We start from the raw sequence: 26,998 nt of genomic DNA, 5'->3' as shown, positions 1-26,998 counted from the left end.
CGTAAGGGAGTTAAGAAGCTTGTGAAACTACGTTCTGTTTAATTTTAGCATTGAGGCGGTTCTGTTGAATACGGTCGAACTCTTTAACATAATCGGGATGCTCAGTGCCCATCACCCTGTCCCAAAAGCGCAGGTATAAGCCGTAGTTGCCTTTAAATTTGCTATGGTGAAGGTTGTGGTGTACCGATGTATTGAATATCTCAAAGAATATGGTTTTGCGCAGCCATAGCGGAGCTACCTCATACCCTAAATGCCCGTAAACATTAATAATGAATGAGCTTAGTATAAATAAACCAATAGCGATGGGATGCATAGGTAATATGGTAACTACAACTAATAAAGCAGCGCCCTCTGTCCAGGCTTCAAAAAAGTGGAACGAGTAAGATGCCCACGGCGATGGGTTGGTTGACTTATGGTGCAGTAAATGAGTATAGTTAAATATTTTAGGGTGGTGCAGCAGACGGTGCATCCAATAAAAATAAGTGTCGTGAATTACTAAAGCCAATGCCACGCTCACTAACAGCCAAATAATGGAATAATCGCTTAATGATGTGTAAACCCGGGTAATATTCTTAACAGGTGTGTACAGTACAGTGAAGCCAATAACGGTTAAAATAGCCGTGGTTTGTACCGAGTACAGTATCTCGCGAATAAAATCTTTTTTAGCGGCTTCGCGGTCTTGTATTTTTGATTGGCTTAGCCAGTTATTTAATAATTTATAACAAACAATGAATGGGATACCTGCCACAACAAAGTAGCGCATGGCTGATAAGCTGAAAAGCTCTATGAATGCTTTGAGTGCCTGTTGCATGATGTTTCACTTAATGGTTTAACAATACAAAAGTAAAATGCATGCGGTGCGAAAAAATTAACAAAGGTTAATTAATGTTTGGGGTGTAATGTTATTCTTTTGCGTATGCGACTTAAGGATACAGGCGTGATGCCCAGCATGGTAGCCAGGTATTTATCGGGCACACGGTTATTGATGTCGGGTTTTTCATTCAGGAGTTTGATGTAGCGCTCTTCGGCTGATAGCAGCACGAAAGTTTCAATACGTTCAATGGCCTGCCCGAGCATATTGAGTAGGAAAGTATGGCGAGATGATGATAGTTTTGTGCTTTTATCAATAATGGCCTGGGCTTTCTGGTAATCTACTTCTATAACTGTGGTATCCTCTAAGGCTTGGTAAATAAAACGCGAAGGTTGTTTGAAAATTACGCTATCCGCGGAAGCTATGAATTGGTTTTCCCAGCGAAGCATCAGGGTTATTTCGTCGCCGTTCTCTTTAAGGTAGTAGGTGCGGATAAGGCCGCTTTTAATATAGGCCAGCTTTTGTGATTCGGAACCCTGGTTGATATAAATTTCGCCCGCTTTGATCGTCCGGTTTTTAGACACATTGAATAACCCAATAATATCGGTAAGGCTAAGTTCCTTAAAAACGGTGAGATAAAAATTGATGTCGTCCTGGTTAAGCATAGCGGTATTGATTCTGCAAATATTGGTAATTAAATGCCGGATAGGTGCGCGTTTGACAGTTCCGGTATTGCGGTTATTACAGTAGTTTAAAATTGATGTTAATTTATTCTATATTAGTACTTACTTTAACTATATGCCCCTGTATAGTACGCTGACGGATAACGAGCTTATCGTCCTATTAAATGAGGGCGATCAATTGGCCTACACTGAGATATACAACAGGTATTGGGCGGTGCTCTACAGCCACTCTCGCCGTATGCTGCGTGACGATGATGAGGCTATGGATATTGTTCAGGATGTTTTTACAATGTTATGGAAAAAGGCATCGGAGTTGAATTTTACCACATCGGTGCAAGCCTATCTTTACTCATCGGTACGAAACCAAACCCTTAATTACATCAACAGGAGCAAACTTAAGAACAATTATCTGGAATCATTAGCCGATTTTTTAGAGCAGGGCGAAAATGTGACCGACGACCAGGTGATATACCGTGAATTTGTTGCGCGTATTGATAAGGAAATATCAAATCTGCCGCCAAAAATGCGCGAGATATTCGAAATGAGCCGAAATATTGGCCTTTCTCATAAAGATATTGCCGAAAAGTTGAATATTACAGATCATACGGTAAAGAAAACCATAAATCGGGCTTTGAAATTACTTCGAAATCAATTTCCTGTATTCTTTACGCTATTTTGATTCTGAAATTTTAATGTTTTGATATTTTTATTGAAACTATTTCCATAAATCAATAAAATGTTAAATTTATTTTAATTTAAATGTCTACCTAAGGCGTTTGAGTTTGTCTTATCATTAAACAAGCATTAATAATTGCTGTATAATGGATAAAAACAAAGCTCAGGCCCTGCTAAATAAATACCTTGAAGGTAAATGCACCGCCCAGGAGAAAAATTTAGTTGAAAGCTGGTACAACAAAGCGGTAGATGAACAGCCCGATCTGGACAGACCCGCCGACTTTGAACAGGCCCGCATAAGAATTCTAAATAACCTTCCGCCAAACATCAGGCAGCAACCTAAACGCCTGTGGTTGCCCTACGCCGCGGCAGCCATGTTACTGGTTACCATTGGTACCGGATTGTTTTTTTATTTATACCAGAATAAAAAAACGCAATCGTACTACGCCAATGACATTAAACCCGGCAGTAACAAAGCCATACTCACCCTGGCTAACGGCAAGCAAATTATATTATCGGATGCCAAAGCCGGTGAACTGGCCGAAGAGGGTAGTACCACTATCAATAAAACTACCGATGGTAAGCTGTTGTATGATGGCTCAAAAGCATCATCTGCTACAGCGAGATCAGAAACCGCTATGAATACCATTACCACGCCACGGGGCGGCCAATACGCGGTTACGCTGGCCGATGGAAGTAAGGTGCTGCTCAATGCGGCATCGTCATTAAAATATCCAGCGGTATTTACAGGTAACACCCGCCAGGTGCAGTTAACCGGCGAAGCTTACTTTGAAGTAGCGCACAACAAAACCAAACCATTTATTGTAAAAACTACCAATGAGCAGGTACAGGTATTGGGTACCCACTTTGATGTGAATGCCTACCCGGATGAAGTAGCGGCGAACACTACCCTGCTTGAGGGTAGTGTGAAAGTTAGCACGGGCGGTTCAACGGCGCTGCTTGTGCCGGGTCAACAGTGTGTGTCGGCTTATGGCGATAATAAGCTACAGGTGCAGGTTGCCGATATTGAGGCCATTATGGCCTGGAAGAACGGCGATTTTGTATTTAAGGAAGAAAGCCTGGTAAGTATTATGCGCAAAGTTTCGCGCTGGTATGATGTGGATGTGGTTTATGATAATACCACTGTGCAGGATGTCAATTTTGGAGGTTGGGTATCAAGGTCAAAAAATATATCGTCGGTACTTAAAATAATGGAATTAACCGGAAAAGTTCACTTTAAAGTAGAGGGAAGGAGGATAACCGTGATGTAAACACCTTTACGCTGAAAATTTACGGGTATCAAAAAAAAGAAGAAGCCGGGCGTAGTGCAAATACATCCCGGCAAAGTCTGGATCACCCATTGAATCATAATTGTTCTATCAACTAATACAACAAACCCAAACTATTCAAATGTATGAAATTTTCAATTGAGCCGCCAGGCTACGTCATAAATTTTCTGCGAGTTATGAAGCTAATTCTTATTTTAATGATAACGGCCATAATGCAGGTGAGCGCAACTACTTACGCTCAAAAAATAACTATTGATCAAAAAAACACCACGCTCGACCAGGTATTCAAACAGATAAGACAACAAAGCGGATACGACTTTTTATTTGACTCGCAACTCATTAAAAAAGCTAAACCGGTGAGCATCAGACTTACCAATGTAAGTGTTGAAGATGCCGTTAAAAAAAGTTTAGAAGGGCAATTTTTAACCTATACCATTAGCGAGCATACCGTTGTTATCAAAGAGAAAGGCTTTATTGAGACCATTAAAGACAAGCTCTTTGCCGACCCTGAGTTTATCACCGTTAGCGGCCGTGTAACAAGCGCCAATAGCGATATATTAAGCGGTGCTGTTGTACTTATCAAGCGTACTAAACAAGGTACCACCACTGATGCTAATGGCTTTTTCATGATCAAAATGGCGAAGCCAACAGATACCATAACCTGCAGCTTTATTGGTTATAAAACACAAATTGTTCCGGTAAATAAAAAGTATTTTTTGGATGTTAAATTAGCCGAGACCACCAACGCGCTCGATGAGGTAGTTGTACAAGCTTACGGGCAAACAACGCAGCGCCTCACTACGGGTAGTATTGGCCGATTAACAGCTAAGGATATTGCAATACAGCCTATTATGGATCCGTTACTTGCCCTTGAAGGCAAGGTTCCCGGTTTGGTAATTACTCCGCAAACCGGATACGAGGGCGGACCGGTAAAGGTTGAAGTACGTGGGCGTAACTCTACGAACACCAATTACACGTCGGACCCGCTGTATATTATTGATGGTGTGCCTTTAATTGTTATGGAGATATCGAAAAGGACCGGCCCTACGGCTTACGGTAACAGCGCGGTATCACATGGTCTGGATCAAACTGATATGTCATTCTCGGGCGGGCAGAACCCATTGTTCAGTATGAACCCGGGTGATATAGAATCAATGGAGGTGTTGAAGGATGCCGATGCTACTGCTATTTATGGTAGCCGGGGTGCAAACGGTGTGATATTGATCACCACTAAAAAAGGTAAAATAGGAGCTACCAAGCTGGATGCTTCAATATCACAAGGTTTACGTTTTGTAACCGGGTACTGGGATATGCTGAATACTCCACAATACCTGAATATGCGCCGTGAAGCCTTTCGTAATGACGGTGTTATCCCTACAGTATCTAACGCGCCAGACCTTACCGTTTGGGATCAGAATGCTAATACCAACTGGCAAAAATATGCCTACGGCGGAATGGGGCACTGGACCAACGCGCAGTCAAGCCTTTCTGGTGGTACCGATCAGTATACTTACCGCTTAGGTGCCGCTTTTAACCGCACTACTGATATTACTACCGTAAGTGGTATCAACCAACGTGCTTCGGTATCGTTCGCGTTCAACAACCATAGCCAAAATAAGCGTTTTAACCTGGGCCTTACTACCAATTATTCGTTCAGCGAAATGAACCAGATAGCCATATCATCTGTCTCTACATTAGCGCCCAATGCTCCTGGCGCGTTTGATAGTAATGGTAACCTCAATTATGCGGGTTGGGGAGCGCAAAGAGGTTTTTTCCCTTTTTCGGCTTTGTTAAAACCATATACCTCTAAGGTAAATTACCTTTCTGCCAATTTAATGTTGAGCTATGCCCTTACAAAAGGGCTTATTATAAAAACGAGTTTAGGATATAATAATTCGTTGAACGATCAAACCTATTTTAGTCCTTACACATCATTAGATCCCACTCCTTTGTCGCCATCGGTGCCAGCAAAGGCATCGGCAACGTTTGGCAATAATAAAACAGGTAACTGGATAATTGAGCCGCAACTTGAATATAGTAAGCTGATAGGTAAAGGTAGCCTGAATGCTTTATTAGGTGGTACGCTGCAAACAACAACATCATCGGGTTTGCTCATACAGGGTACTAATTATTCTACCGATGCTCTTCTTAATACTATTACTGCCGCCGGTAATGTAGCATCAAGCGATTTGTTTGCCCAATATAAATATACCGGTGTGTTTGCACGTTTAGGCTATAACTGGCAAAATAAATATATCATAAACCTGAATGGCCGACGCGACGGTAGCAGTCGCTTTGGGGCAGAGAACCAGTTTGGTAACTTTGGATCGGTAGGTGCAGCCTGGATAGCCAGCGATGAAGATTTTATTAAGAAGGTATTACCTAAAGTAATAAGCTTTGTAAAACTTCGCGGAAGCTACGGTTTAACAGGAAGTGATGCCGTTGGCGAATATTCTTACCTGTCGCGTTATGGTAATCCAACGTATGTTACCTCTGGTACAACGATCATACCAACTACACCTACCTACAACGGTGTTGCATCAATAATACCACTGATATTGCCAAACGACCAGTTTCACTGGCAGGTGAACAAAAAGCTGGAAGGTGCCCTTGATATAAGCTTATTTAATGACAAGGTTAATTTTGAAGCCGCTTACTACCGTAACCGATGCGATAATCAGCTTATTAGCTTTCCTGTTCCGGAAATTACCGGCTTTACATCTGTAGTTGCCAACTCACCGGCCAATGTGCAAAATAGCGGTTATGAGTTTACCGTGAGCGCAAATGTTATTGACAAGAAGGATTTTACGTGGAACTTTGGCTTTAACATCGGCTTTAATAAAAACGTATTGCTATCTTATCCTAACCTAAGCCAATCTCCATTCTTTAAATTATATGTTGTAGGCCAGTCGTTAGATAACCGTTATGTATTGAACTACACCGGTGTTGACCCATTGACCGGGCAATATACTTACGAAGATCATAATCATGATGGTAAAGTGATCACCGACGAATTTGTAGCCTTTGGTACAAAAGATGATGATCGTTACGTAGCTATCAATACAGCGCCTAAATATTCTGGTGGCTTTAATAACCAGTTTACTTATAAAGGCATAACCTTGAATACGGTATTCACTTTCCGTAAACAAATGGGAAATAACGCGTTGACCACTATAGGCGGTACCAATAACGCGTCGGTTTACCAGTACGAGAACCGCTGGCAGTATCCGGGGCAAACGGCATTAATGGCAAGGGTTACCAATACGCCAACAAATTCTGATTATTTGTTAAGCAGTTCTAACGCTATTTGGACCGATGCGAGCTTTATCCGTTTACAAACGGTGGCGCTATCTTATAATTTGCCGGTTAAGTTGATCAGCAGAATAGGGCTCAAAAACCTGAGCATTAGCTTAAATGCCCAGAATATTTTCGTGCTTACCAAATTTAAAGGCATTGATCCCGAATATCAAAGTTTTGGTTCTATGCCACCCGTACGCACTATTGTTTCGGGTTTATCCTGTTCATTTTAATACTTAGATCATATCAATATGAAATTTAATTATAAAAATAGAAGTATGCAACTTGTTGCAGCCCTATGCGCTATAAGCGCGACGTTTAGCAGCGGCTGTAAAAAAATGATAGAAATTGAAGCACCGCATAACAGCATTACTTCAAGTGTGGTGTATGCAACTGATGCATCGGCCGCCTCTGCTATAGCAGGTTTGTATGCCACATTCAATATCTCATCAACTACATCATCGCCAGTTACACCGTCGTTGTATGGCGGTATGTCGTCTGATGAACTGGTAGGGAATATGGGTATTGGTTCGCCATTTGATTACCAGTTTGCTACTAATAAGTTAGTTAAAGAAAACCCTAACGTAGATGCCAACTTATGGGTGCCGCAATATAAAACTATAAACTATGCCAATTCAATAATAGAGGGTGTTGCCGCGTCAACATCAACCTTATTGACCGATAGCGCACGTAAGCAGCTGGTAGGCGAGGCCAAGTTTATGAGGGCTTATTCGCATTTAACATTGACCGGTTTTTTTGGTGACGTACCTATAGTACTAACAACAGATTTTAACCAAACGGCCTTGCTGCCAAGGTCGGCCCAGTCAAAAGTGTATCAACAAGTAGTAACAGACCTGTTAGATGCTCAAACCTTATTGCGTGGCGATTATAATTTGACCAAGAACGAACGTGTGCGTGCCAACAAATGGGCGGCTACGGCATTGCTGGCCCGTACGTACCTGTACCAGCAAAACTGGAAAGATGCCGAAGCACAGGCAACCAGTATTATAAACAATACCAGTCTGTATAGTTCGGTAATACCATTGTCGGATGTTTTTTTAAAGAATAGTAAAGAAGCTATATTTCAACTGATACCCAGCACAGTGCTCTCGCCTTACGGCATACCTGACGAAGCTTCGTTTACGCCTACACTGGCATGGTCGACTCTCTCAACTGCTGATCAGGCCACGTTCCTGATTCCGAGTTTGTACTCGATTTATAGTGCCATTTTTACACCGGCTTACGTTTGCAGGCCTGAATTAGCGGCCGCGTTTGAAACCGGTGACCAGCGTAAAACCGTGTGGACAGCTAATATACCAAGCCCTGCCTCGCCGCCATATAATGGTGTGGTTACATACTATCCTCACAAATACACCCAGCCGTTAACACCTAATTTAGCCCAGTCTGCTATGACCCAATATCAAATGATACTGAGATTGGGAGAGCAATACCTCATCCGCGCCGAAGCCCGCGCCCGGCAAAATAATTTAACCGGTGCCGCTGCCGATATTAACGTTATCAGGGCAAGGGCTGGTTTACTTGCAACCACAGCAACATCACAAACCGATATGTTAGCTGCTGTGGCGCAAGAGCGCCGGGTTGAATTGTTCTCGGAGTGCGGCCATCGTTGGTTTGACCTCAAGCGTACCGGTAAAGCTACCGAAGTATTAAGCGCCATAACCATTAAGCAGCCGTTTGATCCTAACCAGTTATTGTACCCTATCCCGGCAAGAGAAACAACTACCGATCCTAACCTTGGGCAAAACCCGGGTTATTAATTGCGGATTAATCACAAATGTTAAATTACTAAAAATGAAATCATACAATAATGCACACGCGGTTAAAGCGATAGCTATGTTACTGATAGCCGGAACGCTTTTTAGCTGTGGCGGGGGGGCAACAGCGCCCGCCCGTAAAAAAATGCCCGAATTTAATTCCTTTGATGGGATAGAGGGCGGCGCTTACGGCACAACCAGCGGCCGCGAAACACAGGGTAGTTTCGCCTTTGCACCAACTAATGTTGATATGGTGTTTGATGGCAGCCTGAAAGAATTTGTATCAATACCATTGCCTAATGCCGCTAATGATTCGGCAGCTATTAGTTTGGTGAATAGCATTAAACCATTTGCTATGCCAATGATAGCGGCCTGGGCGCGGCAGCAGCGTAACGGTGTAGTGCTTGACCTGAGCAACCACACGAGTGCCAACGTTCATCGTACAGATTATGTAATGCTTAAGCCTAACGAGTATTCAATCCCGGTTATTGTTTTGTGGGACCAGGCATCGGCTTACCGGGTTTCAGCTATCAAAAACATGGTTGAAGATATGCCAGCTTTCCGGTTTAACCGCACATCAGGCGATGATCCCATTAAGGTAAAATAACGGTGTGATCATCGTATCCAAAACTAAAATACAAACAGAAAAAATGCAATTGAAAACTTCATATCTAAAAACGTTTACGCTTGTTCTGTTCTTCGCGCTTTTTTGCGGAACTGCTATGAGCCAAAAAATACCAGCAAAGTTTCCTAAATTACCCATTGTAATTGATACGGCTAAAAAGGATTCCGTAAAAAAAGACTCGGTTAAAAAGATCATTCCCCGCAGTAGCATCAAAGCTTACTCGGCGGTCATTACTAAAGCTTTTAAATCGCAAATGGGGCTATTTGGCGTCCACCAATCGAAAGATATTGTGTACTTTGAGATTCCCGACTCCATCCTTCAGCAGGATATCATGCTTATTAACCGCCTTAACAAAGTAGGCGCGGGCACAGGTATGTACGCCGGCGAGGAATTGGATGAAAAAACCATCCAGTTTGAAAAAGGCAGAGACTCTACCATTCGTATCAAGTATGATCTGGTGGTTAATGAGGCCGATACCGGCAGTAATATTTACAAGGCGGTTATTAGGTCAAGCCAAAACCCAACTGTGCTTAGTTTCCCCATAGTAGCTTTTGGTAAGAACAATAAAAGCTATGTGATAGATGCTACCAAGTACCTCAAAGAAAAGGGAATGGTAAACGCTATTGATCCCGGTACAACGCTTGCTAAAAACGCGAACGTGATCAGCATGAAAGATTTTAATATCGAATCTATCCATGTGTATCCAATCAACGTTGAGGTAAGTATCAGTAAAAACCTGGACCCTAAATCCGGCGGTACCGGTTTAAGCGCTAACCCGTTGAGTATAGAGACACATACATCCTTCATCGCGCTGCCAAAACAACCTTTACAACGCCGTTACTTTGACCCGCGCGTAGGTTATTTTGCCGACTACTATAACGCTTTCGCGGATGATCAGCAAAAGGTAGAGCAACGTAAATTCATCCTCCGCTGGAGACTGGAACCCAAAGATGCCGACATGGAAAAATGGAAGCGCGGCGAACTGGTAGAACCTAAAAAACAAATAGTGATCTACATTGACCCGGCAGCGCCCAAACAATGGCGACCATACCTTATCGCCGGTGTGAACGACTGGCAGAAGGCCTTTGAACAGGCCGGTTTTAAAAACGCTATCATTGGTAAAGAATGGCCGGAGAATGATACTACCATGCACATGGACGATGCACGGTATTCTATGCTTAACTATTTCCCATCAGAAGTGGCTAACGCTTACGGCCCGCAGGTACATGACCCGCGCAGCGGCGAAATCATTCAAACGCATATTGGCTGGTACCACAACGTAATGTCGTTACTGCACGACTGGTATATGATACAGGCATCGGCAACAGACCCCGAAGCGCGCAAGGCTAAATTTGACGATAAGCTGATGGGCGAACTGATACGCTTTGTATCAAGCCATGAAATTGGCCACACGTTGGGCCTGCGCCATAACTTCGGCAGCAGCAGCAAAACACCCGTTGATAGCCTGCGCAGCAAACATTACCTTGATATTCATGGCCATACCGCCAGTATTATGGATTACGCCCGTTTTAACTATGTGGCGCAGCCAGAAGATCATATCCCACAAAACGATTTGTTCCCACGCATTGGAGAATATGACAAATGGGCCATTGAATGGGGATACAAATACTCGGGCGCGGCAAATGCCGATGAGGATAAAAAGATAGTAGGCAAATGGATAGTTGACCGTACCAGCAAGAACCCAAGGTTATGGTTTGGTGATGGCGAAACCAAAAAATTTGACCCTCGCTGCCAGACCGAAGATTTGGGTGACGATGCGGCCAAGGCAAGCACTTACGGTATCAAGAATTTGCAACGTATAATGCCAAACCTGCCTAAATGGACGCATGAAGATGACGGCATAAACGAGAGCCTGGCAAGCATGTATAAAGCTTTGACCAGCCAGTACTTTAGGTATATGGGGCATGTACTTAAATATATAGGCGGCGTTTACGGCGATATTAAGAGTGAAGAACAAGCAGGCCCGGTATACACGCCCGCTACCAAAGCCAAGCAGCAGGAAGCGTTAGCGTTCTTCAACAAGCAATTGTTTGATACCCCTTACTGGTTAATGAACACAGCAGTACTGGATAAGGTTAATGTACCCGGAGAGCCGATCGATCCGCTGTCAAAAGACATCTCCAATTTTATTGAGGATACGCAGGTAAAGGTATTGAATAGCTTGCTTGATGTTAACCGCCTTAACAAACTATTGGAAAGCGAGAAGCAATTTGGTGCAAAAGCTTATCCGGTGAGTGAATACATGATCACGCTGCACAAAGGCATCTGGAAAGAGTTGAAGGCGCCTGGCGTAGTAAAAATTGACAGTTACCGCCGTAACTTGCAAAAATCATATTTCGGCGCGCTGTTGGATATCTTATCATCAAAAGATGCCCAGAACAGCGAGACAGATATATCGTCAATGGTTAAAGCGGATATGTATTTCTTACAGGACGAGGTAAAACAGGCTATCCCGCGTACGCGAGACCCTATGACCTTGTTTCACCTTAAAGATCTGCAGAGCCGCATTAAGAGTGCCATGAACCCTAAAGGGGGAGCTTAACAAATATTTATTGATCTTTTTAAAATTAAGAAAATGAAACAGAAATTGATCTATGCAATTGTGGGCATGCTGCTTATTGGCTGCATCGTTTCCTGCAAAAAAAATGATGATAAGGTTATTCCTTCTTCATCATTAACTATAGTGAACACCGTAGCGGGTGCTACGGCGCTGGTCACAAACTTTGACAGCAACAGTAAACTTACCTTTTATAAAACCGCTCAGCAAATAACAGCATATAATTCAGCCTTGCCATTTACAGAGTTTTCATCGTACATGGGTACCTATCCGTTGGGGATATCATTACTTACCGATACCCTGCATACCATTTATAAAGGAGATATTACCATTGAGCCCGGCAGTATCCACTCTTTGTTTTTAACGGGTACGTTAACCGCTGTGGATACCATTTATACTACCGATAAGATCCCCAACCTTTTACCTGTGGATAGTTTAGCCGATGTAAGGTTTGTGAACGCGTCAAAAGGGAGCTTGCCTATAAGCGTGAATATCAAGAATCAAGCTACACCTTTTATACCCAGTTTACCATACAAAGGGGTTTCGGCATTTGCAGATTACTCATTTAAAAAAGTGGTACCGGCAATAACCAGTTATATTTTTGAGATCCGCGATGTGGCCACCAATAAAGTATTGGTTACCTATACATTGAATGCAAGTACGGTAAGGCTTGGTAAAAGTATAAGCGTGGCGTTACGGGGGCTACCCGGCGGTACTGGGGTAAATGTGCAGGCGGCTAGTATAGTCAATCATTATTAAGCTATAGCTGGATAATAAGATAACGGTACTTGAGCATTTTGAAGCATTTGAAAAAAGCTTTTAAGGCTGCTTAACAAGCATTATGCTGTTTTCTTTTTATACAGGTTAGGCAAGCGATTGGGTTATGACTACAATCTTATTAAAACGGAAGTGGGCTTATGAAGAAAAAGCAGTTGCGGCAAGCGGCTCCATGCTTCCGACACCAACCTCGCTTTCCGGCAAACCGCATTTGCCGTTTGCCGGAAAGCTGAATATTAGCCCTCAATCACCATAGCCGCAAAGATAGCCCACGCCGGGATAAAGCGTCAAGGATATACGAAGCGGGCCGAATTGTTCGCTTTCGGCGGCCGGCCCGCCCTTGACATTTTACCCGGCTAAGCGCTTTGGTTGCTTACATGATGATTAAGGAACAGTGTGTTATTGTCTTAATCGATATGCAAGAGATTAGGCCACCGGCATTGCAATAAAGAAAGTTGTGCCCTTACCTTCGTCGCTTTCAAGCCAGATTCGCCCATGGTTGGCTTTAACAAAATCTTTGGTAAGCAGCAAACCCAAGCCGCTGCCTTTTTCTTGCCGGGTGCCAAAACTAACCTGGAGATTACTCGTCAGGAAAACCGCTTGCTGCGTCTTTGAAATGCCAACACCGCTGTCTTTAACAGCAAAAATGGTTTCGTTATTGCTGAGTGGTAAAGTGGCTTTCACTTCAATACTACCGCCCTCGTAACTAAACTTAATGGCGTTGGATATCAGGTTGCGTATAACAAATTCGAAGTGGTCTGGGTCCGCATGGAGCAACAGGCCATCAGGGATTTCCATGTGTAGGCTAATATTTTTTTGGCTCGCCTGTTGGGACAAGAAACTAATGCAACGTTCGACGACTGGGGCTGGATTAAAATCTGAGGGGTTTACCTGAATACCTTGCAATTGGGATTTCCCCCATTCAAACAGTGATTGTAGCAGTTCAAGCGAAGCTTTGGTCTGTTTGCGAAGTTCGGCGATCATGCCTTTCATTTCGTCAGGTGTAAAACTCTCGGTCTCCATCAGTTCAAAAAGCTGCGCAGCGCTGCCTGCAGGCCCTTTCAGGTCATGGCCTATCACGGAAAATAAAGTATCTTTAACACGGTTGGAATTTATCAGTTCTTCATTAATATTATTTAGTTTATTGTTCAGGCGTTTAACCTTGCTCAGGTAACGCCAAAGCAGCGTCAGTAGCAACAGGATGATCAGCAGGGTTACCAGTCCAAGGTTCAGGCTTATTTTTTCGACCCGGTTGAGCTGCTGCAGACTCCCCACCTTTTCCTGGGATCTTTCCAGTACATAACTGCTGTCCAAAGCGGCCACATCCTTGGCGGTATCAGCCTGAAGCAGGCTGTCGAGCAAGTGATGCTGATCGTCGAGAGCGGTCATAGCCTCCCCGTAGTTTTTTTGCTGCTGGTAAACGCCAGCCAGCGCTTCAAAGATCCGGGCTTCCAGCTTGGGCTCGTGCAGGTTCCTGGCAATATACAATGCCTGTTTCAGGTCCCTAATGCTGGTGCCCGCATCTTGCTTTTTGAGAATGCCGGCAATCTGGATCAGGGCCTCAGCCTGTTCATCCGGCTGGCGGTATTTTTTGGCCTCGGCCAGCGCTTGCTTAAACAGTGCCAGTGCCTTCAGCGGATCGTGATCTTGGGCAAAGATCTTGCCTTCGGCATTGAGCAGGTGAACTTCGGTATCCCTTGCATCCTGAATCTCACTCTTACGGATACCTTCCTGCAGGTAGTGCAACGCGTTTTTGCTGTCACCTTTTTTTTTATAAAGGTTCCCGATATTTTCCAGCAATACAAAATAGGCCTCGGGTCTTTGTTTGCGGTATTCATATTGAGCCAGCGCGCGCAGGTAATTGCTCAGCGCTTTTTCGTATTCGCCTTTTTCTTCAAAGCTGCGGCCTATGTCTTCATAAGTCTCGGCCAAAGCGCTGCTATCGCGGTCGTATTTCAATGCCTGGCTAAAGTTTTGCGGGTTACCGTCCAGCAAGCCAAGCTGGTCATAAGTATGAGCAATGCCTGCAGCATTATGCAGGCGGCGGTACATCCCTAAGGCTTCATTATAAAAGCTCCGGGCGAGTTCGGTATGGTGGTGTAATGCATTGATATGGCCCAATTGTACAAGCAGCGCAGCCAAGCCCTCGCGATCATTCTGCTGCTCAGCCAGTTTTATTCCCTCATTGGCATAATGAACCGCAGAATCGGGCTGGGTTTGTGCATAATACTGGCTAACGGCTATATATTTTTTTACTTTCTCCGTTTCCGGCGCCGTTTTCAGTCCGGCCAATATAGCCGCTGGTTGTTGGGCTAGTGTAGGGAGGGTTAGTAGACAAAATAGAACAAGCAGGTAACGCATATTAAAGGGTTTAAAAAGGTTTTTACGTAAGTAATCCCGATAAGTTTCCGACTTATTATTTAACGGTGACTGAGCGGTGGTTGTTTACGGAAATCTGTGAAAATGGAGTGCCAAGCATTTCCGGGCAACACTGCAAGGCTATTTTCCTGCCGCTCAGTTTCCTTGGCCTTTTCGGATATTTGTTTAAAGGGTTCCTTATGCTAGATTGGCAAGTATTTACATTTGTTTTCCTGTTTACACATCAAAACATTAAACTAAACCGGTTTAGAAATCAAATTCTACACTTTTATCAAATTTCCATCATAAGTTTTTCTTCTTTGAAAAAACATTAGCAATCAAGCCTTCTGATAAACAGATTATCAATAAAACTTTCAATAAAAAATCATTTTATTAATCACACTTCGCTAAATTTGATAGGATGCCTGTTAATAGCTGTTGAAATTACCACTAAATCGGTTTAATATTGTTTACTTATTGACCAAACCCAATGTAAACCAACCATGAAAAAAGTTATTCTTGTTCTTGTATTAAGCTGTTGTATACAGGCGTTATTTGCGCAGCGTAAGTTCGTCCACCCGGGTGTATTGCATACCCAAAAAGATTTTGATCACCTTAAAGAGATCGTACAAAAAAAAACAAGCCCTGCTTACGATTCTTATTTGCTGTTAAAAGGCAACCTGCGGGCATCTGCCGATTACAAAATGTTTGGGCCATTTAAAGTAATATCCCGCGATGGTGAATTTGCCTATACCAAAACCAAAATGGAGACTGATTTTAGCGCGGCCTACCTTAACTCTATTATGTGGATGGTAACTAAAGATGCGGCCCACGCTAAAAAAGCTATACAAATATTGGTTGCTTACGCCGATACTTTAACACTTATACCCGAAACCAATGATGCTCCCCTATTGGCCGGGCTTGAGGGCTTTAAAATTGTTTACGCCGCCGAGGTACTTAAATATACTTATAAAGATATTACCGCCCAGCAAATTGATAAGATCACTAAATTAATAACCGGGTTATTTTTGCCGGTATTAGATAAATTTTATGCCGCCAAGCCATATACCAATGGCAACTGGGGCGGTATTGCTACTAAAACGTACATGGCCGCAGCCATATATCTTAATAACGAAACCATGTACAAAAAGGCTGTTGATTTTTACTACAATGGTAACGATAACGGCAACATTAAAAACTACATTAGTGGCACCACCGGTCAGATACAGGAAAGTGGCCGCGACCAGGGCCATTCGCAGTTAGGTTTGGGTGCTTTGGCTACTGTTTGTGAAGAAGCCTGGAAACAAGGCGACGATCTGTATTCGGCATTGGATAACCGTTTGCTAAAAGGTTACGAGTACGTGGCCCGCTATAATTTGGGCGATGATAACGTACCTTTTAATACCTGGACAGATATATCTGGCAGATATTGCACCTGGACCACCATATCAACCATTGGCCGCGGTAAGTTTATCCCGGTATACCAATTAGTATACCATCACTATGTTAACCGCAAAGGCTTAAAAATGCCTTACGTTGAAAAAGTGATCGAAAAAATATCGCCCGAAAACTTTGATCGTGATCAGCCGGCTTTTGGTACATTTTTGTTTGCAACAGACGCCAGATAACAGATAGCTCAAAATCGTAATTTACTATGACACGCTATCCCCAAAAAGCCGCTATATTTGCGGCTTGTTAATTTGTTATGGCTAAAATTTCTATCAACCTGGCAACAGGCTCCTTACAAAAAGAAGAGATCATAGTAGGTATCGACTTAGGTACTACCAATTCGCTGGTGGCTTTTATTGATCCGGATAAAAACCCGAAGGTGATAAACGATATAGGCAAAGGTGTTTTAGTGCCCTCTATAGTTCACTTTGGCCCTGCCGGGGAAATTACAGTTGGTAACGAAGCCAAAAACTTTTTATTAACCGACCCGCAGAATACCATTTTTTCGGTAAAGCGCCTTTTGGGCCGTTCATACAATGATATTGAGAACCATAAAGATTTTTTTAGCTACAAGGTTATTGACGATAACAGCGAAAGTTTAGTCAAGATCAAAGTTGGCGATAAATTTTATACCCCTATTGAGCTTTCGGGCCTGATATTGAAAGAGTTAAAAGAACGTGCAGAACATGCCTTGAAAACACCTGTTAACCGCGCCGTAGTTACTGTGCCTGCTTATTTTAACGATTCGCAGCGCCAGGCCACACGCGATGCCGGTAAACTGGCCGGACTGGATGTATTGCGCATTGTGAACGAACCAACCGCAGCCAGTTTAGCCTATGGTATCGGGCTCGACCCAACTGAAACTAAAACTATAGCCGTTTATGATTTAGGCGGCGGTACTTTTGACGTATCCATTTTACAAATACAGAACGGCATTTTTGAAGTATTGGCCACCAACGGCGATACTTTTTTAGGTGGTGATGATTTTGACCGCGCCATTTTAGATTACTGGATAACTCAAAACAAACTCGACCGCGCCGCATTGCTTAGCAACCGCGAGCTTTTACAGGAATTGAGATTAAAGGCAGAAGAAGCTAAAATATCATTCAGTCACCAAAATATATTTAATGAGAAGGTTGGCGAGATATGGTGTACCATTGACAAGCAAACCTTCGAATCGCTCATTCTGCCAAAGGTTGAATTGACTATTGCCAGCTGTAAAAATGCATTGAAAGATGCCAACATCAGCATCAACCAAATTGATGAGGTGGTTATGGTAGGTGGCTCAACCCGTACCGGCCTGGTTAAAAAAATGGTATCGGAGTTTTTTGGCCGCAAACTGCACGATGAGGTTAACCCGGACGAAGTAGTTGCCTTAGGCGCCGCCATACAAGCCGATGTGTTGGCCGGTAACCGCAGCGATATTTTATTGCTGGATGTTACTCCCCTATCCTTAGGTATCGAAACGATGGGTGGTTTGATGGATGTGATCATCCCGAGAAACTCAAAGATCCCGACTAAGGCTGGCCGCCAATATACTACATCGATAGATGGCCAGGTAAATATGAAGATAGCCGTTTACCAGGGCGAGCGCGACTTAATAAAAGAGAACCGCAAACTGGCCGAGTTTGATTTAAAAGGTATCCCCGCCATGCCCGCGGGTTTCCCTAAGGTTGATATTAACTTTTTGCTTAACGCTGATGGTATTTTAAAGATACAAGCCATTGAGCTACGCAGTGGTGTTAAACAAGAGGTTGAAGTTAAACCAGCCTATGGCATTACTGATGATTTGGTTGAGCAAATGCTATTAGACAGCATTACCCACGCCAAAGACGATGTTGCCCAACGCATGCTGATAGAAGCCCGTACCGAAGGTGAACAAATGATTTATCAGGTTGAGCGCTTTATTGAAAAGAACGGCACATTTTTAAGTGTAAGCGAAGTTAGTAATACCGCCAAACTGGTTACTCTGCTTAAAGAAAGCCTTACCAAAGGTGATAAAGATACCATACATAAAGCTATTGACGAACTGAACGAATTTACCAGCCCCTTTGCCGAGCGCTTAATGGACCATGCTATTGGTACCGCTATGCGGGGGAAGACTGTGGAGTAAATTACTGGCCAAGCATCTTACAAGCCCTATCTTTTTTCCGCGTAATCTCAGTTGTATCAGTTAAGGGCCTTAAAATGGTATAAGGATAATTATAATCCAATACCTCAATAGTATAAGGCTTGCCGCTGCATTTTAAAGTATCAATACCATAGCCTATATACTTGCCCGGCTCAAACACGCGGCTGTGTAAACTATCAATAACAAGCAGGTTGTTGAGATATTTTTCGGCAAATTTATTAAACATAGTTACTATACCAGATTGCGGTACCCTGATGTGGATATTACGTTCAAAAAAGCTAACCGGCTTTAATTTAGGGCTATTAGCAACACCATAAATCAGCACAATATTACCCCTAAAACCCGCTGGTATATGTAAAATAACCTTACGGCTCATTTTGTAGCTCGAAAAGGAGACGAAAACAATAAGGACGATCTCGCAGATCAGTTGCAGCCAAAACCTCGGCCTGAAAACTATCCTTAAAACAAAGTACACCCCCAGGCACAAAACGCCGCAGCACATCAGCAACAAGCCCGCCAGTGGCCCAAGGTTGGAATCCCATTTATAAAAAATATAAAAAAGTCCGAAGATGATCACGCCGATAGACGAGATAAACAGGGGGGTTATCTTCAGTTTCATAACTAATTGGTTAAAATAAAGTTACAAAACTTTTTAGATTAGCAAACTTGCAGCTATTGTTTAGCGTTTTAAACTGAAAGCAAGCATTTGGTCCACATCATTGTGCAACGTGGTTTGCAATTCATCATCAATAATAAAACCAAATTTGTTTAATAAGGCTATCGATCTTACATTATCTGCCGATGGGAAGGCCGTAATGGCTCGAGCATTCATTTGCTCAAAACCGTATTGAATAACGCAGGTTACAGCTTCGGCCATTAAACCTTTGCCCTGGTAGGCGGGCATTAGTTCGTAGCCAAGTTCAATAGTATCATTTATTTTATCAAAATTCCAAAAACAAATGGTTCCGATGAGCGGGTTATTATCCCCGGCAAGAGTAAGCACCCAATACATAGATTGATGTGCCTCCATAAATGTTTTTATTTTATTGATAAAGGCAACCGCATCGGCAATATCGGTTGACGGATCCCTGTCAAGATAAAGATTAATTTCTGGATCAGAGCGTAACTGATGCAGCTCAATAGCATATTCGGGTACAAGCCGCCTCAGAACAAGGCGCTCAGTATTTAAAACCGGGAAGGTTGAGATTTCCAAATTCAACATAACGTATCGGCTAATATACAATAAAAGGCCCCCTTGCGGGAGCCTTTTCTGATTACTTTAAAGCCTCTATAGCTTCCTGATCTTTTAGTTGTGCAATATTGTTGTTATTTTCATACTCGGTAGTTTGACCTGCAAAGTATTCCAATATGCCGGTAATGGCATCCATATTGTCGGATACGCGTTGATGCATATCTGGGAGATCTTTATCTAAACGCTTATCACCAAGGTCAATATTATCTACTTCAATTTTACCTAACTTTTGTATCAGCGCTTGCTGACTTAGTTTTAAATCGTTCAACTCATGAACTATCTTTTCCATCAGTTCAAATTTTCTTATCTTATCCATAATCGTTTTTTAGTTAAGGGCAGGCTTATCATTAGCCAGATACTTATATAAAGCAACAACAAGGCCAAATGTTTCAAAAAGGAAATAAGGCTAAATTCCCATTGCATAAAAAACACCGTAAGCCTTAGCCCACGGTGTTAAATCCAAATAAAAACTATTAATTTATTCTCTGGTTATTGTGGTTTTAGTAACCGGCTTTTTACCTGTTGCTTTACGTACGGTGGTGGTAGTTGTTGTTTTTTTGGCCGCTGTTGTAACTACAGGTTTGGTTACCACCACAGGAGTTTTTGTTGTAACTGTTGTAGTAGTAGTTACGGGCTTCGGCTCGGCCGGTGGTGGTGTCGGTGTGTTTATAGTTACGTTTGCCGGTGGATTAACTACAACCGGCCTGGTACTATTAGCATTTACACCTGCTGTTGCTGCCGTGCCACTACCTTTAATTTTTGTTTTGGTGGTGGTATAACCCTTAGGGTGGGTTTTAACCTTCTTTTTTATTTCAACATGATTGGTATCTGTTGTTTGGGCTGTAACACTTTGAAAGCTTAAGGCTAAAAATGCCATTCCGAGAACTAAACTGATCTTTTTCATAATTCGTTTTGGTTTAATTTTAATATTAACTGTAACATACTTGCTACGCTTATGTTTTGATTTATCTATCATTCAAAAAACGAACTCTATAAACTATTTAGTTGGTAGATAAATCACACTGATTTGTTTAGCCATTAGTTATTGATCTGACTATTGTATCCCATCTAAAAATCTAATGGCGCAATCCAAATAATTTGTTGTATGTTGATTCGTTGTTTGGTAGTGATCACTATTTGATATGAAACGAGCACCCATTTTAATATTACTTTTTCTTATTTGCCTTAGGGGATACACGCAAAAAGTGGGTGTTGTTTTTAGTGGTGGTGGTGCTAAGGGGGTTGCCCACATTGGTGTTTTAAAGGCGCTGGAAGAAAATCATATCCCGATAGATTACATTGTTGGTACATCAATGGGTGGTGTGGTTGGTGGGATGTATGCTGCCGGCTATTCGCCACAGCAGATAGAACGTATCGCGTTAAGCAGTAGCTTTCAGGACTGGGTGACGGGGAAGTATGATAGCGACTACAGGTACTTTTTTCAGAAAAAATCGGAGAATCCATCATCGTTTACTTTGAAGCTGGAGATAGATACGGGTTTCCAGGCCAAATTCAGATCAACACTTGTTGGTGATGTACCTTTGAATTTCGCGCTCATTGAGCTTTATACCCAAGCATCTGTTAATGCGCATAACGACTTTAACAAGCTGTTTGTGCCTTATAGATGCATGGTTTCGGATGTATTTTCGCAGAAGGCCATTAAGGTTGATCATGGTAGTTTAGCCGAGGCCGTGCGTGGGACTATCACTGTTCCGCTGGTTTACAGGCCAATTAAGGTTGATGGGCGGTATGTTTTTGATGGTGGCTTGTATGATAACTTCCCCATTGATGTGATGCAAAAGGATTTCAAGCCTGATTATATTATTGGTACCAATGTATCGTCAAAAACGTTTACAGATTATCCTAAGGATGATGAGAAACTGATGGGGCGGTCGTTGTATTATATGTTCCTTTCCAAGTCGGATAGTACAAGCATTGGTAAAAATGGCATTTACATTCAGCCGGATGTGCATGAGTATACCAGCACCAATTTTGCGCCGGTGGCACAAATGATCAAAGCTGGATATGATGCTACTATTGCCGATATGCCGAAGATAAAGGCCGCTGTGGAACGCAGGGTTGACCCGGCAGAATTGACAGCCCGCCGGGAGGCTTTTCATCAAACAGAGGGGCCAATCATGTTTAATAACATTGTTGTAAATGGTGTTAATTACCAGCAAAAGAGATACATAGAACGCATTTTTCGTAAGGATGACAATAAGCCTGTTAGCTTAACTGATATTAAGGAAGGCTATTACCGGCTGGTTACCAATGATAATTTTGAAACCATATATCCACACATCATTTATAATCCGGAGAGTGATACCTATGATTTTGGAGTGGATGTAAAATCGAGCAAAAACTTTAGGCTGGATATTGGCGGCATGGTTTCGAGCAGACCGATCAGCACTGCTTATTTGGGTTTGCAGTATGATTATGTTAACCGCAACTCGTATACGGCTGCTTTGAATTTATACTCCGGCAGATTTTATGAATCGGCGCAGGGAACTTTACGGTCTGATTTCCCGACAAGGTTACCTTTTTACGTAGAAGGTGAATTTACTTATAACTACTGGAATTACTTTAACGATAATCAAATATCTGTTGAACGCACCAACCCGGTTTACGTAGCCCAATCGGACCGTAAAATTATGCTAAAAATGGGGATACCTATTCCGAATAATGGCAAACTGGAATTACAAGGTGGTTATGTGAATACGGGTGACGAGTATAGCCCTAATGGCACTTACCAGAGTGGCGATACTTTGGACGTAAGTAAATTCAGGGCTTTTAAGGCATCTATCTCGATAGAGAAAAACTCGCTGAACCGGAAGCAGTATGCAAGCAAGGGAAACCATTATTATTTAGGTTTGCAATATTTTAACGGGCGCGAATATTATGAAGATGGTAATGTACTGCACAATGTTCCGGGTTATCACCCTATCGGTAAATTTAATACGGTTAGGGAATGGTTTACGGCTAAGATCAGTCAGGAGAATTACTTTTATGCTAAGAAGCACCTAAGTTTAGGATATTTGATGGAAGGCGTGCTGAGTAATAAGCCCTTGTTCCGCACTTATGAAGAATCGATATTGAGTTCGCCGGCATTTTATCCCTTGCAGGATTCGCGCACGCTGATATTGACAAACTTTAGGGCACCAAGTTATGCTGCCGGGGGATTAAAAAGTGTGGTAAGCGCCGCTAAAAATTTAGAATGGCGCAGCGAAGCCTATTTATTTGTACCATTGCATGGTATTAAACGCGATAATTTGGAAGATGCCAGTTATACCGATATACTTGGGGTACGTAAACTGGCGGCAAGCACGGGTTTTGTATACCAAACGTTTTTGGGCCCGGTTGGTTTAAGTTTTAATTATTATGACGATGACCAAAAGCGCTATGGTGTGATGTTTCATGCCGGATTTTTAATTTTTAATAAACGAGCTTTAGAATGAGCAGAATTATAAAAGTATTGTTCCCCTTGTTATTATGCATCAGTTGCGCCTTCGCGGATAAGATGACCATTAACAACTTTGTGCTGAAGGATAACCCCTTTGGTACGAATGAGGTTGCCATTGTAGTGGTTGATACCGCGGGCGTTACGCAAGAAAAGATTAATGGTGATTTTTTGTTTACGATAAACGGTTTCCAGGAAACATTAAAATTTGAGAATGGTACAGCTTTTTATCACCACAAACTCACCAAATCGAGCTTTATTTTTGTGAAGCATGAGAATGAACAGGGATCGCACTCTACACTGTTTTACGTTTACAAAAGCGACTCAAAGTTAACGCCTATCCATGTAAGCTGGGTGGTGCTGGTGGCTATACCTGTAATTTTAATACTATTAGGCTACATGTTTAAGCGCTTTATAATTATAGCGGCTGTAATATTTTGTGTGTTTATTTACTTTAATCACAGTAGTGGTTTGGGGATACCTACGTTTTTTGAAACAGTGATTGATGGCCTGAAGCATATGTTTTAAATCCATGTAAGATGGAATAGGTAAGATGGAAGAGGGGCGATGTAAAATGGACGACGTATGTATTCTTTCATAATTAGAAAACACATCTTCCATCTTACCTATTACATCTTACCTCAAAATCACATCTTCCATCTTACCTATTCCATCTTCCATCCTTAGAACGGCAATCCTATACCAAAATTGAGTTGCATAAAGCTGTAGTTATCGCCGTAGGTGTTTCTGTAATTCTCTTTGAAGCTCCCTGCTCTAAATAATTCGTTGGCGTGTTTGGTGAGCACCCATTGTTCGCTGCCTTCAAACTGGGGGTCTTTTAGCTTAAAGGCGGCATCTAAGCGGAATACAAAGAAGCTAAGATCAAACCTTAAACCAGTACCTATCCCTATTGCAGTTGATTGGAATATCTTACTAAAATCAAACGCGCCGTTAATGTTTTGGTTATTGTTGTAGCGCCATATGTTTCCAAAATCGGTAAATACAGCCCCGTTTAGTTTTGAACCAAAAAAGTTACTGATGATGGAATACCTGTATTCAATGTTACCTACAATTTTGATCTCGCCAAACTGATCGAGGTATTTTAAACTGTTGCGTAGTTTATCGGCAGCTTCGCCGGTACCGTAAGTTGACCTGCTAAACAAACCAGGACCCAATGTACGCGGCAACCAAGCGCGAATATCATTAGCTCCGCCAACATAAAAATTCTTTTCAAATATCATCTGGCTGCTGTTCCCGTAAGGTAAACCAATACCGGGATTGATTCTAAAAACTAATATTCGCTCGCCCTCAATATGCTTATACACCCTAAAATCGGTTTCCAATTTTACGTACTGCGCAAACGTTTGTCCGAATATGGTGCGTTGGCCCAGTGAATCGCGCGGGGTATTTAACAACGAACTCAAAAGGTATAAGGTATTACCTCCAACATCAATTGTACCACGGAAATAGTTAAAGTTGCTTAGCGTATATAGTTTATTTGAATTAAACTGGTAAGTGTACTGGCTACCTGATGTAAAAATTTTGCGGCCTATCAAATACACATACGAATACCGGTTACTGGCTTCTAACTGAGCTTTTGCATTAGCATCGATAACCCCCTCGGAATATTCAATGTTAATTGGTGTTAGCGTATGCAGTTTTTGAGTTGTTTCGGCCCAGTCATAGGTTAACGAGTTGATAAAACTTTTGCGCGATACCAATCCTTTTTGAAAGAATAGCTGGAAGGTTGACGAAAAAGTAGTATGCGGCACACCATATTTACCCAGGGTAGGGAAATTAAATGGCGAAATGATACGGGGATAAATGAGGCTTACACCCAACCTTGCATCCTGGTTTTGAATGGCGCTTGTACCTAAGTTACTATCGGAGTTATCAAACAATACGCTCCAGTTTAACTTTACCTGCAAAATTTCGGCTCCCTTAAACAGGTTACGATCGGTAAAGGTATTACCTACGTTAAAGCCGTATCGGCCATCGTTAAAAATAAATTCGCCCTCTATCCTATCTGTCATGTGTTTGAGGGGAACGATCTCTATTTTACTGTTAAGGCGGTTTGTGCTATCGGGAGTTTTGGTGTAGGATGGGTTTGGCACATTCCGGAATACGTTTAACTCGGATAACCGGGATGTGGTTAAATTTTGGCTTTCAACATCGTACATATCACCTTTGTGCTGAAATATGTAGTTGGTAACAGCCAGAGGCTTAAATTTATGCGAGTAGTCAACAAACCTGAACTGAGAGTCAACCTGAATTGTATCGGTAGGGTTGTTTCTGCCGAGCCGGCCACTACTTTTATAAATGGTGATTAACGTATTGTTGATATGGAATTGTGAATGCTCTTTTTTACCGGGCGGATTATCGATGATCATTTTAACATCGGCAATGCTGCTGCTAAAACTGCTGTCGGGTTCAAAAGTAATATACTGGCGAGAAAAGTCGTAATAACCATTATGCCTCATCAATTGGTATATCTGATCGCGATCATAGTTCAAACTATCCTGATCAAATGGCTTTCCTGGTTGTATGTGGCTAAATTTTAAACGGTTGGCCCTGTAAATAGCACGTAGCTTTTCATCCTGAATGCTATCCTGAACTTTGCGGATATGAAACAGAGGGCCTTCGTTAGCGATAAAAATCAATTCGGCTTTTTGTTTCTTAACAACAACCTCATTAGTAACTTTAGCTTTAAGATAGCCCTTAAGCCGCAAAAAGCGCTCGATCTGGAGGCGCGAAAACTCAACCAGACTACTATCTAATATACGCGGCGCCTCGCCAATATCGCGCTTACCATGGTTGCTAAACGTGTAGTAAAATTGTAGATTAAGCCAATTGTTAGGTTGCTGCTCTTTATCTACATAGTTTACGGCCGCTAAAGTATATTGCTTATCAATACCTTTGAGCGTAATTTTACGTACTATGGTTTGGTCTTTTCTAATGCCGCGTGTTACGCCACATCCCGAAGCCAAAAAAAGAATAATAATACTTAAAATTGTAAAGCCGTAATTTATTAACCGGGTATATGCTTTCAAAGTCTCAAATCAGTTTTTTAAAATCTCTGCAACAAAAAAAGATCAGGAAAACGCATGGTGTTTTTTTAGTGGAAGGTAGTAAATCAATAGCAGAGTTTATTAACTCGGACTATATTATTGAAACCCTTTACCACACACCATCATTCGATCCAAAATTGCTGAATTTATCACGGAAAGTAAATTCCGAACAAGCATCAGCAACCGACCTCGCCAAATTTAGTAGTTTAACCACACCGCAGGAAGTAATTGCGCTAATAAAAATTCCGGCTTGGCCCACATTGCTAACACAAAAACTGCAACAAGGTTTTTCAATTGTTTTAGATGGCATACAAGATCCGGGAAATTTAGGGACGATAATTAGAACAGCCGATTGGTTCGGCATCAAAAACATTATTTGCTCGGATGATACGGTTGATGCTTATAACCCCAAAGTGGTACAGGCTACAATGGGTTCGCTGTCGCGGATACATGTGCATTATGTTGACTTACAAAACCTACTTAAAACTACTGATTTACCCATATTTGGCGCTTTATTAGATGGCGACAACATTTATACTACCAACTTTGGAGAACATGGTTTAGTGGTAATGGGTAACGAAGGAAACGGCATACGGCCCGAGATACAAGAGCTGATACAGAGGCCGGTAACCATCCCATTAATAGGTAAAGCGGAATCGTTAAACGTGGCAATTGCAACGGCGGTTTTTTGTTCGGAAATAAGCCGCGTTAAGTATGTGCAAAAATGATTGAAATAAAAATTGTAATGGAGTAAATAATTACTATTTTTGCAG

The 26,998-nt window shown here is 42.2% G+C and carries 21 protein-coding genes; 13 read left to right on the top strand and 8 right to left on the bottom strand.

What is annotated here, in order from left to right:
* Positions 1–10: 10 nt before the first annotated feature.
* The gene (locus ABIN91_RS22205) at positions 11–811 is read right to left on the bottom strand and encodes a sterol desaturase family protein (RefSeq protein ID WP_348053814.1); all 801 of its coding nucleotides are present in this window, start codon (positions 809–811) and stop codon (positions 11–13) included.
* 71 nt (positions 812–882) lie between these two features.
* The gene (locus tag ABIN91_RS22200; protein WP_348053813.1) at positions 883–1,476 is read right to left on the bottom strand and encodes a Crp/Fnr family transcriptional regulator; all 594 of its coding nucleotides are present in this window, start codon (positions 1,474–1,476) and stop codon (positions 883–885) included.
* A 133-nt stretch (positions 1,477–1,609) separates the two neighbouring features.
* Here ABIN91_RS22200 and ABIN91_RS22195 point away from each other — a divergent pair, with 133 nt between their 5' ends.
* The 8 genes from ABIN91_RS22195 to ABIN91_RS22160 all read left to right on the top strand — a co-directional run bounded on the left by ABIN91_RS22195 (position 1,610) and on the right by ABIN91_RS22160 (position 12,766).
* Positions 1,610–2,173 carry an RNA polymerase sigma-70 factor gene (locus ABIN91_RS22195; RefSeq protein WP_348053812.1) on the top strand — a complete coding sequence of 188 codons (564 nt, stop codon included), beginning with the start codon at positions 1,610–1,612 and terminating at the stop codon, positions 2,171–2,173.
* 142 nt (positions 2,174–2,315) lie between these two features.
* Positions 2,316–3,440: a FecR domain-containing protein gene (locus ABIN91_RS22190; protein ID WP_348053811.1), complete on the top strand. Its 1,125-nt coding sequence runs from the start codon at positions 2,316–2,318 to the stop codon at positions 3,438–3,440.
* Positions 3,441–3,655: 215 nt separating this feature from the next.
* Positions 3,656–6,988: a SusC/RagA family TonB-linked outer membrane protein gene (locus tag ABIN91_RS22185; RefSeq protein ID WP_348053810.1), complete on the top strand. Its 3,333-nt coding sequence runs from the start codon at positions 3,656–3,658 to the stop codon at positions 6,986–6,988.
* A gap of 45 nt (positions 6,989–7,033) precedes the next feature.
* Positions 7,034–8,533 (top strand): RagB/SusD family nutrient uptake outer membrane protein, encoded by a 1,500-nt coding sequence (locus ABIN91_RS22180; RefSeq protein WP_348053809.1) that lies wholly within the window; start codon positions 7,034–7,036, stop codon positions 8,531–8,533.
* A 34-nt stretch (positions 8,534–8,567) separates the two neighbouring features.
* Entirely contained in the window at positions 8,568–9,137 is a 570-nt protein-coding gene (locus tag ABIN91_RS22175; protein WP_348053808.1) for a hypothetical protein, read from the top strand.
* Between the two features lie 49 nt (positions 9,138–9,186).
* On the top strand, positions 9,187–11,718 hold the full coding sequence (locus ABIN91_RS22170) for a zinc-dependent metalloprotease (protein WP_348053807.1): 2,532 nt from the start codon (positions 9,187–9,189) through the stop codon (positions 11,716–11,718).
* A gap of 33 nt (positions 11,719–11,751) precedes the next feature.
* Positions 11,752–12,492 carry a hypothetical protein gene (locus ABIN91_RS22165; RefSeq protein WP_348053806.1) on the top strand — a complete coding sequence of 247 codons (741 nt, stop codon included), beginning with the start codon at positions 11,752–11,754 and terminating at the stop codon, positions 12,490–12,492.
* A 124-nt stretch (positions 12,493–12,616) separates the two neighbouring features.
* Positions 12,617–12,766 carry a hypothetical protein gene (locus ABIN91_RS22160; RefSeq protein ID WP_348053805.1) on the top strand — a complete coding sequence of 50 codons (150 nt, stop codon included), beginning with the start codon at positions 12,617–12,619 and terminating at the stop codon, positions 12,764–12,766.
* A 170-nt stretch (positions 12,767–12,936) separates the two neighbouring features.
* On the opposite strand, the gene ABIN91_RS22155 is transcribed toward ABIN91_RS22160, so the two are convergent.
* Positions 12,937–14,871 carry an ATP-binding protein gene (locus tag ABIN91_RS22155; protein WP_348053804.1) on the bottom strand — a complete coding sequence of 645 codons (1,935 nt, stop codon included), beginning with the start codon at positions 14,869–14,871 and terminating at the stop codon, positions 12,937–12,939.
* Between the two features lie 500 nt (positions 14,872–15,371).
* On the opposite strand from ABIN91_RS22155, the gene ABIN91_RS22150 reads away from it, so the two are divergent.
* Positions 15,372–16,496: an alginate lyase family protein gene (locus ABIN91_RS22150; protein WP_348053803.1), complete on the top strand. Its 1,125-nt coding sequence runs from the start codon at positions 15,372–15,374 to the stop codon at positions 16,494–16,496.
* 77 nt (positions 16,497–16,573) lie between these two features.
* Complete coding sequence (gene hscA, locus ABIN91_RS22145) at positions 16,574–18,430, top strand: Fe-S protein assembly chaperone HscA (protein WP_348053802.1); 1,857 nt, start codon at positions 16,574–16,576, stop codon at positions 18,428–18,430.
* A gap of 1 nt (position 18,431) precedes the next feature.
* Here the strand turns inward: hscA and ABIN91_RS22140 are convergent, their stop codons facing one another.
* The 4 genes from ABIN91_RS22140 to ABIN91_RS22125 form a co-directional block, all read right to left on the bottom strand.
* A complete protein-coding gene (locus tag ABIN91_RS22140) occupies positions 18,432–19,067 on the bottom strand; it encodes a hypothetical protein (RefSeq protein ID WP_348053801.1) in 636 nt (211 codons plus the stop codon).
* Between the two features lie 60 nt (positions 19,068–19,127).
* Entirely contained in the window at positions 19,128–19,670 is a 543-nt protein-coding gene (locus ABIN91_RS22135) for a GNAT family N-acetyltransferase (protein WP_348053800.1), read from the bottom strand.
* A 52-nt stretch (positions 19,671–19,722) separates the two neighbouring features.
* Positions 19,723–20,016 carry a hypothetical protein gene (locus ABIN91_RS22130; protein WP_348053799.1) on the bottom strand — a complete coding sequence of 98 codons (294 nt, stop codon included), beginning with the start codon at positions 20,014–20,016 and terminating at the stop codon, positions 19,723–19,725.
* A gap of 162 nt (positions 20,017–20,178) precedes the next feature.
* Positions 20,179–20,604 (bottom strand): hypothetical protein, encoded by a 426-nt coding sequence (locus ABIN91_RS22125; protein ID WP_348053798.1) that lies wholly within the window; start codon positions 20,602–20,604, stop codon positions 20,179–20,181.
* A gap of 238 nt (positions 20,605–20,842) precedes the next feature.
* On the opposite strand from ABIN91_RS22125, the gene ABIN91_RS22120 reads away from it, so the two are divergent.
* Both ABIN91_RS22120 and ABIN91_RS22115 read left to right on the top strand, forming a co-directional pair.
* On the top strand, positions 20,843–23,155 hold the full coding sequence (locus ABIN91_RS22120) for a patatin-like phospholipase family protein (protein ID WP_348053797.1): 2,313 nt from the start codon (positions 20,843–20,845) through the stop codon (positions 23,153–23,155).
* Positions 23,152–23,685 (top strand): hypothetical protein, encoded by a 534-nt coding sequence (locus ABIN91_RS22115; RefSeq protein ID WP_348053796.1) that lies wholly within the window; start codon positions 23,152–23,154, stop codon positions 23,683–23,685. The genes ABIN91_RS22120 and ABIN91_RS22115 overlap by 4 nt, the downstream gene beginning before the upstream one ends.
* Positions 23,686–23,840: 155 nt before the next feature.
* Here ABIN91_RS22115 and ABIN91_RS22110 read toward each other — a convergent pair whose 3' ends face one another.
* Complete coding sequence (locus ABIN91_RS22110; RefSeq protein ID WP_348053795.1) at positions 23,841–26,207, bottom strand: BamA/TamA family outer membrane protein; 2,367 nt, start codon at positions 26,205–26,207, stop codon at positions 23,841–23,843.
* Here ABIN91_RS22110 and ABIN91_RS22105 point away from each other — a divergent pair.
* Positions 26,198–26,953 (top strand): RNA methyltransferase, encoded by a 756-nt coding sequence (locus tag ABIN91_RS22105; protein WP_348053794.1) that lies wholly within the window; start codon positions 26,198–26,200, stop codon positions 26,951–26,953. The genes ABIN91_RS22110 and ABIN91_RS22105 overlap by 10 nt on opposite strands.
* The last annotated feature ends 45 nt before the right edge of the window (positions 26,954–26,998 follow it).

It is taken from the genome of Mucilaginibacter sp. (assembly GCF_039921305.1).
In the GTDB taxonomy this organism is placed as follows: Bacteria; Bacteroidota; Bacteroidia; order Sphingobacteriales; family Sphingobacteriaceae; genus Mucilaginibacter.
This window is presented reverse-complemented; position numbering and strand designations above follow the sequence as displayed.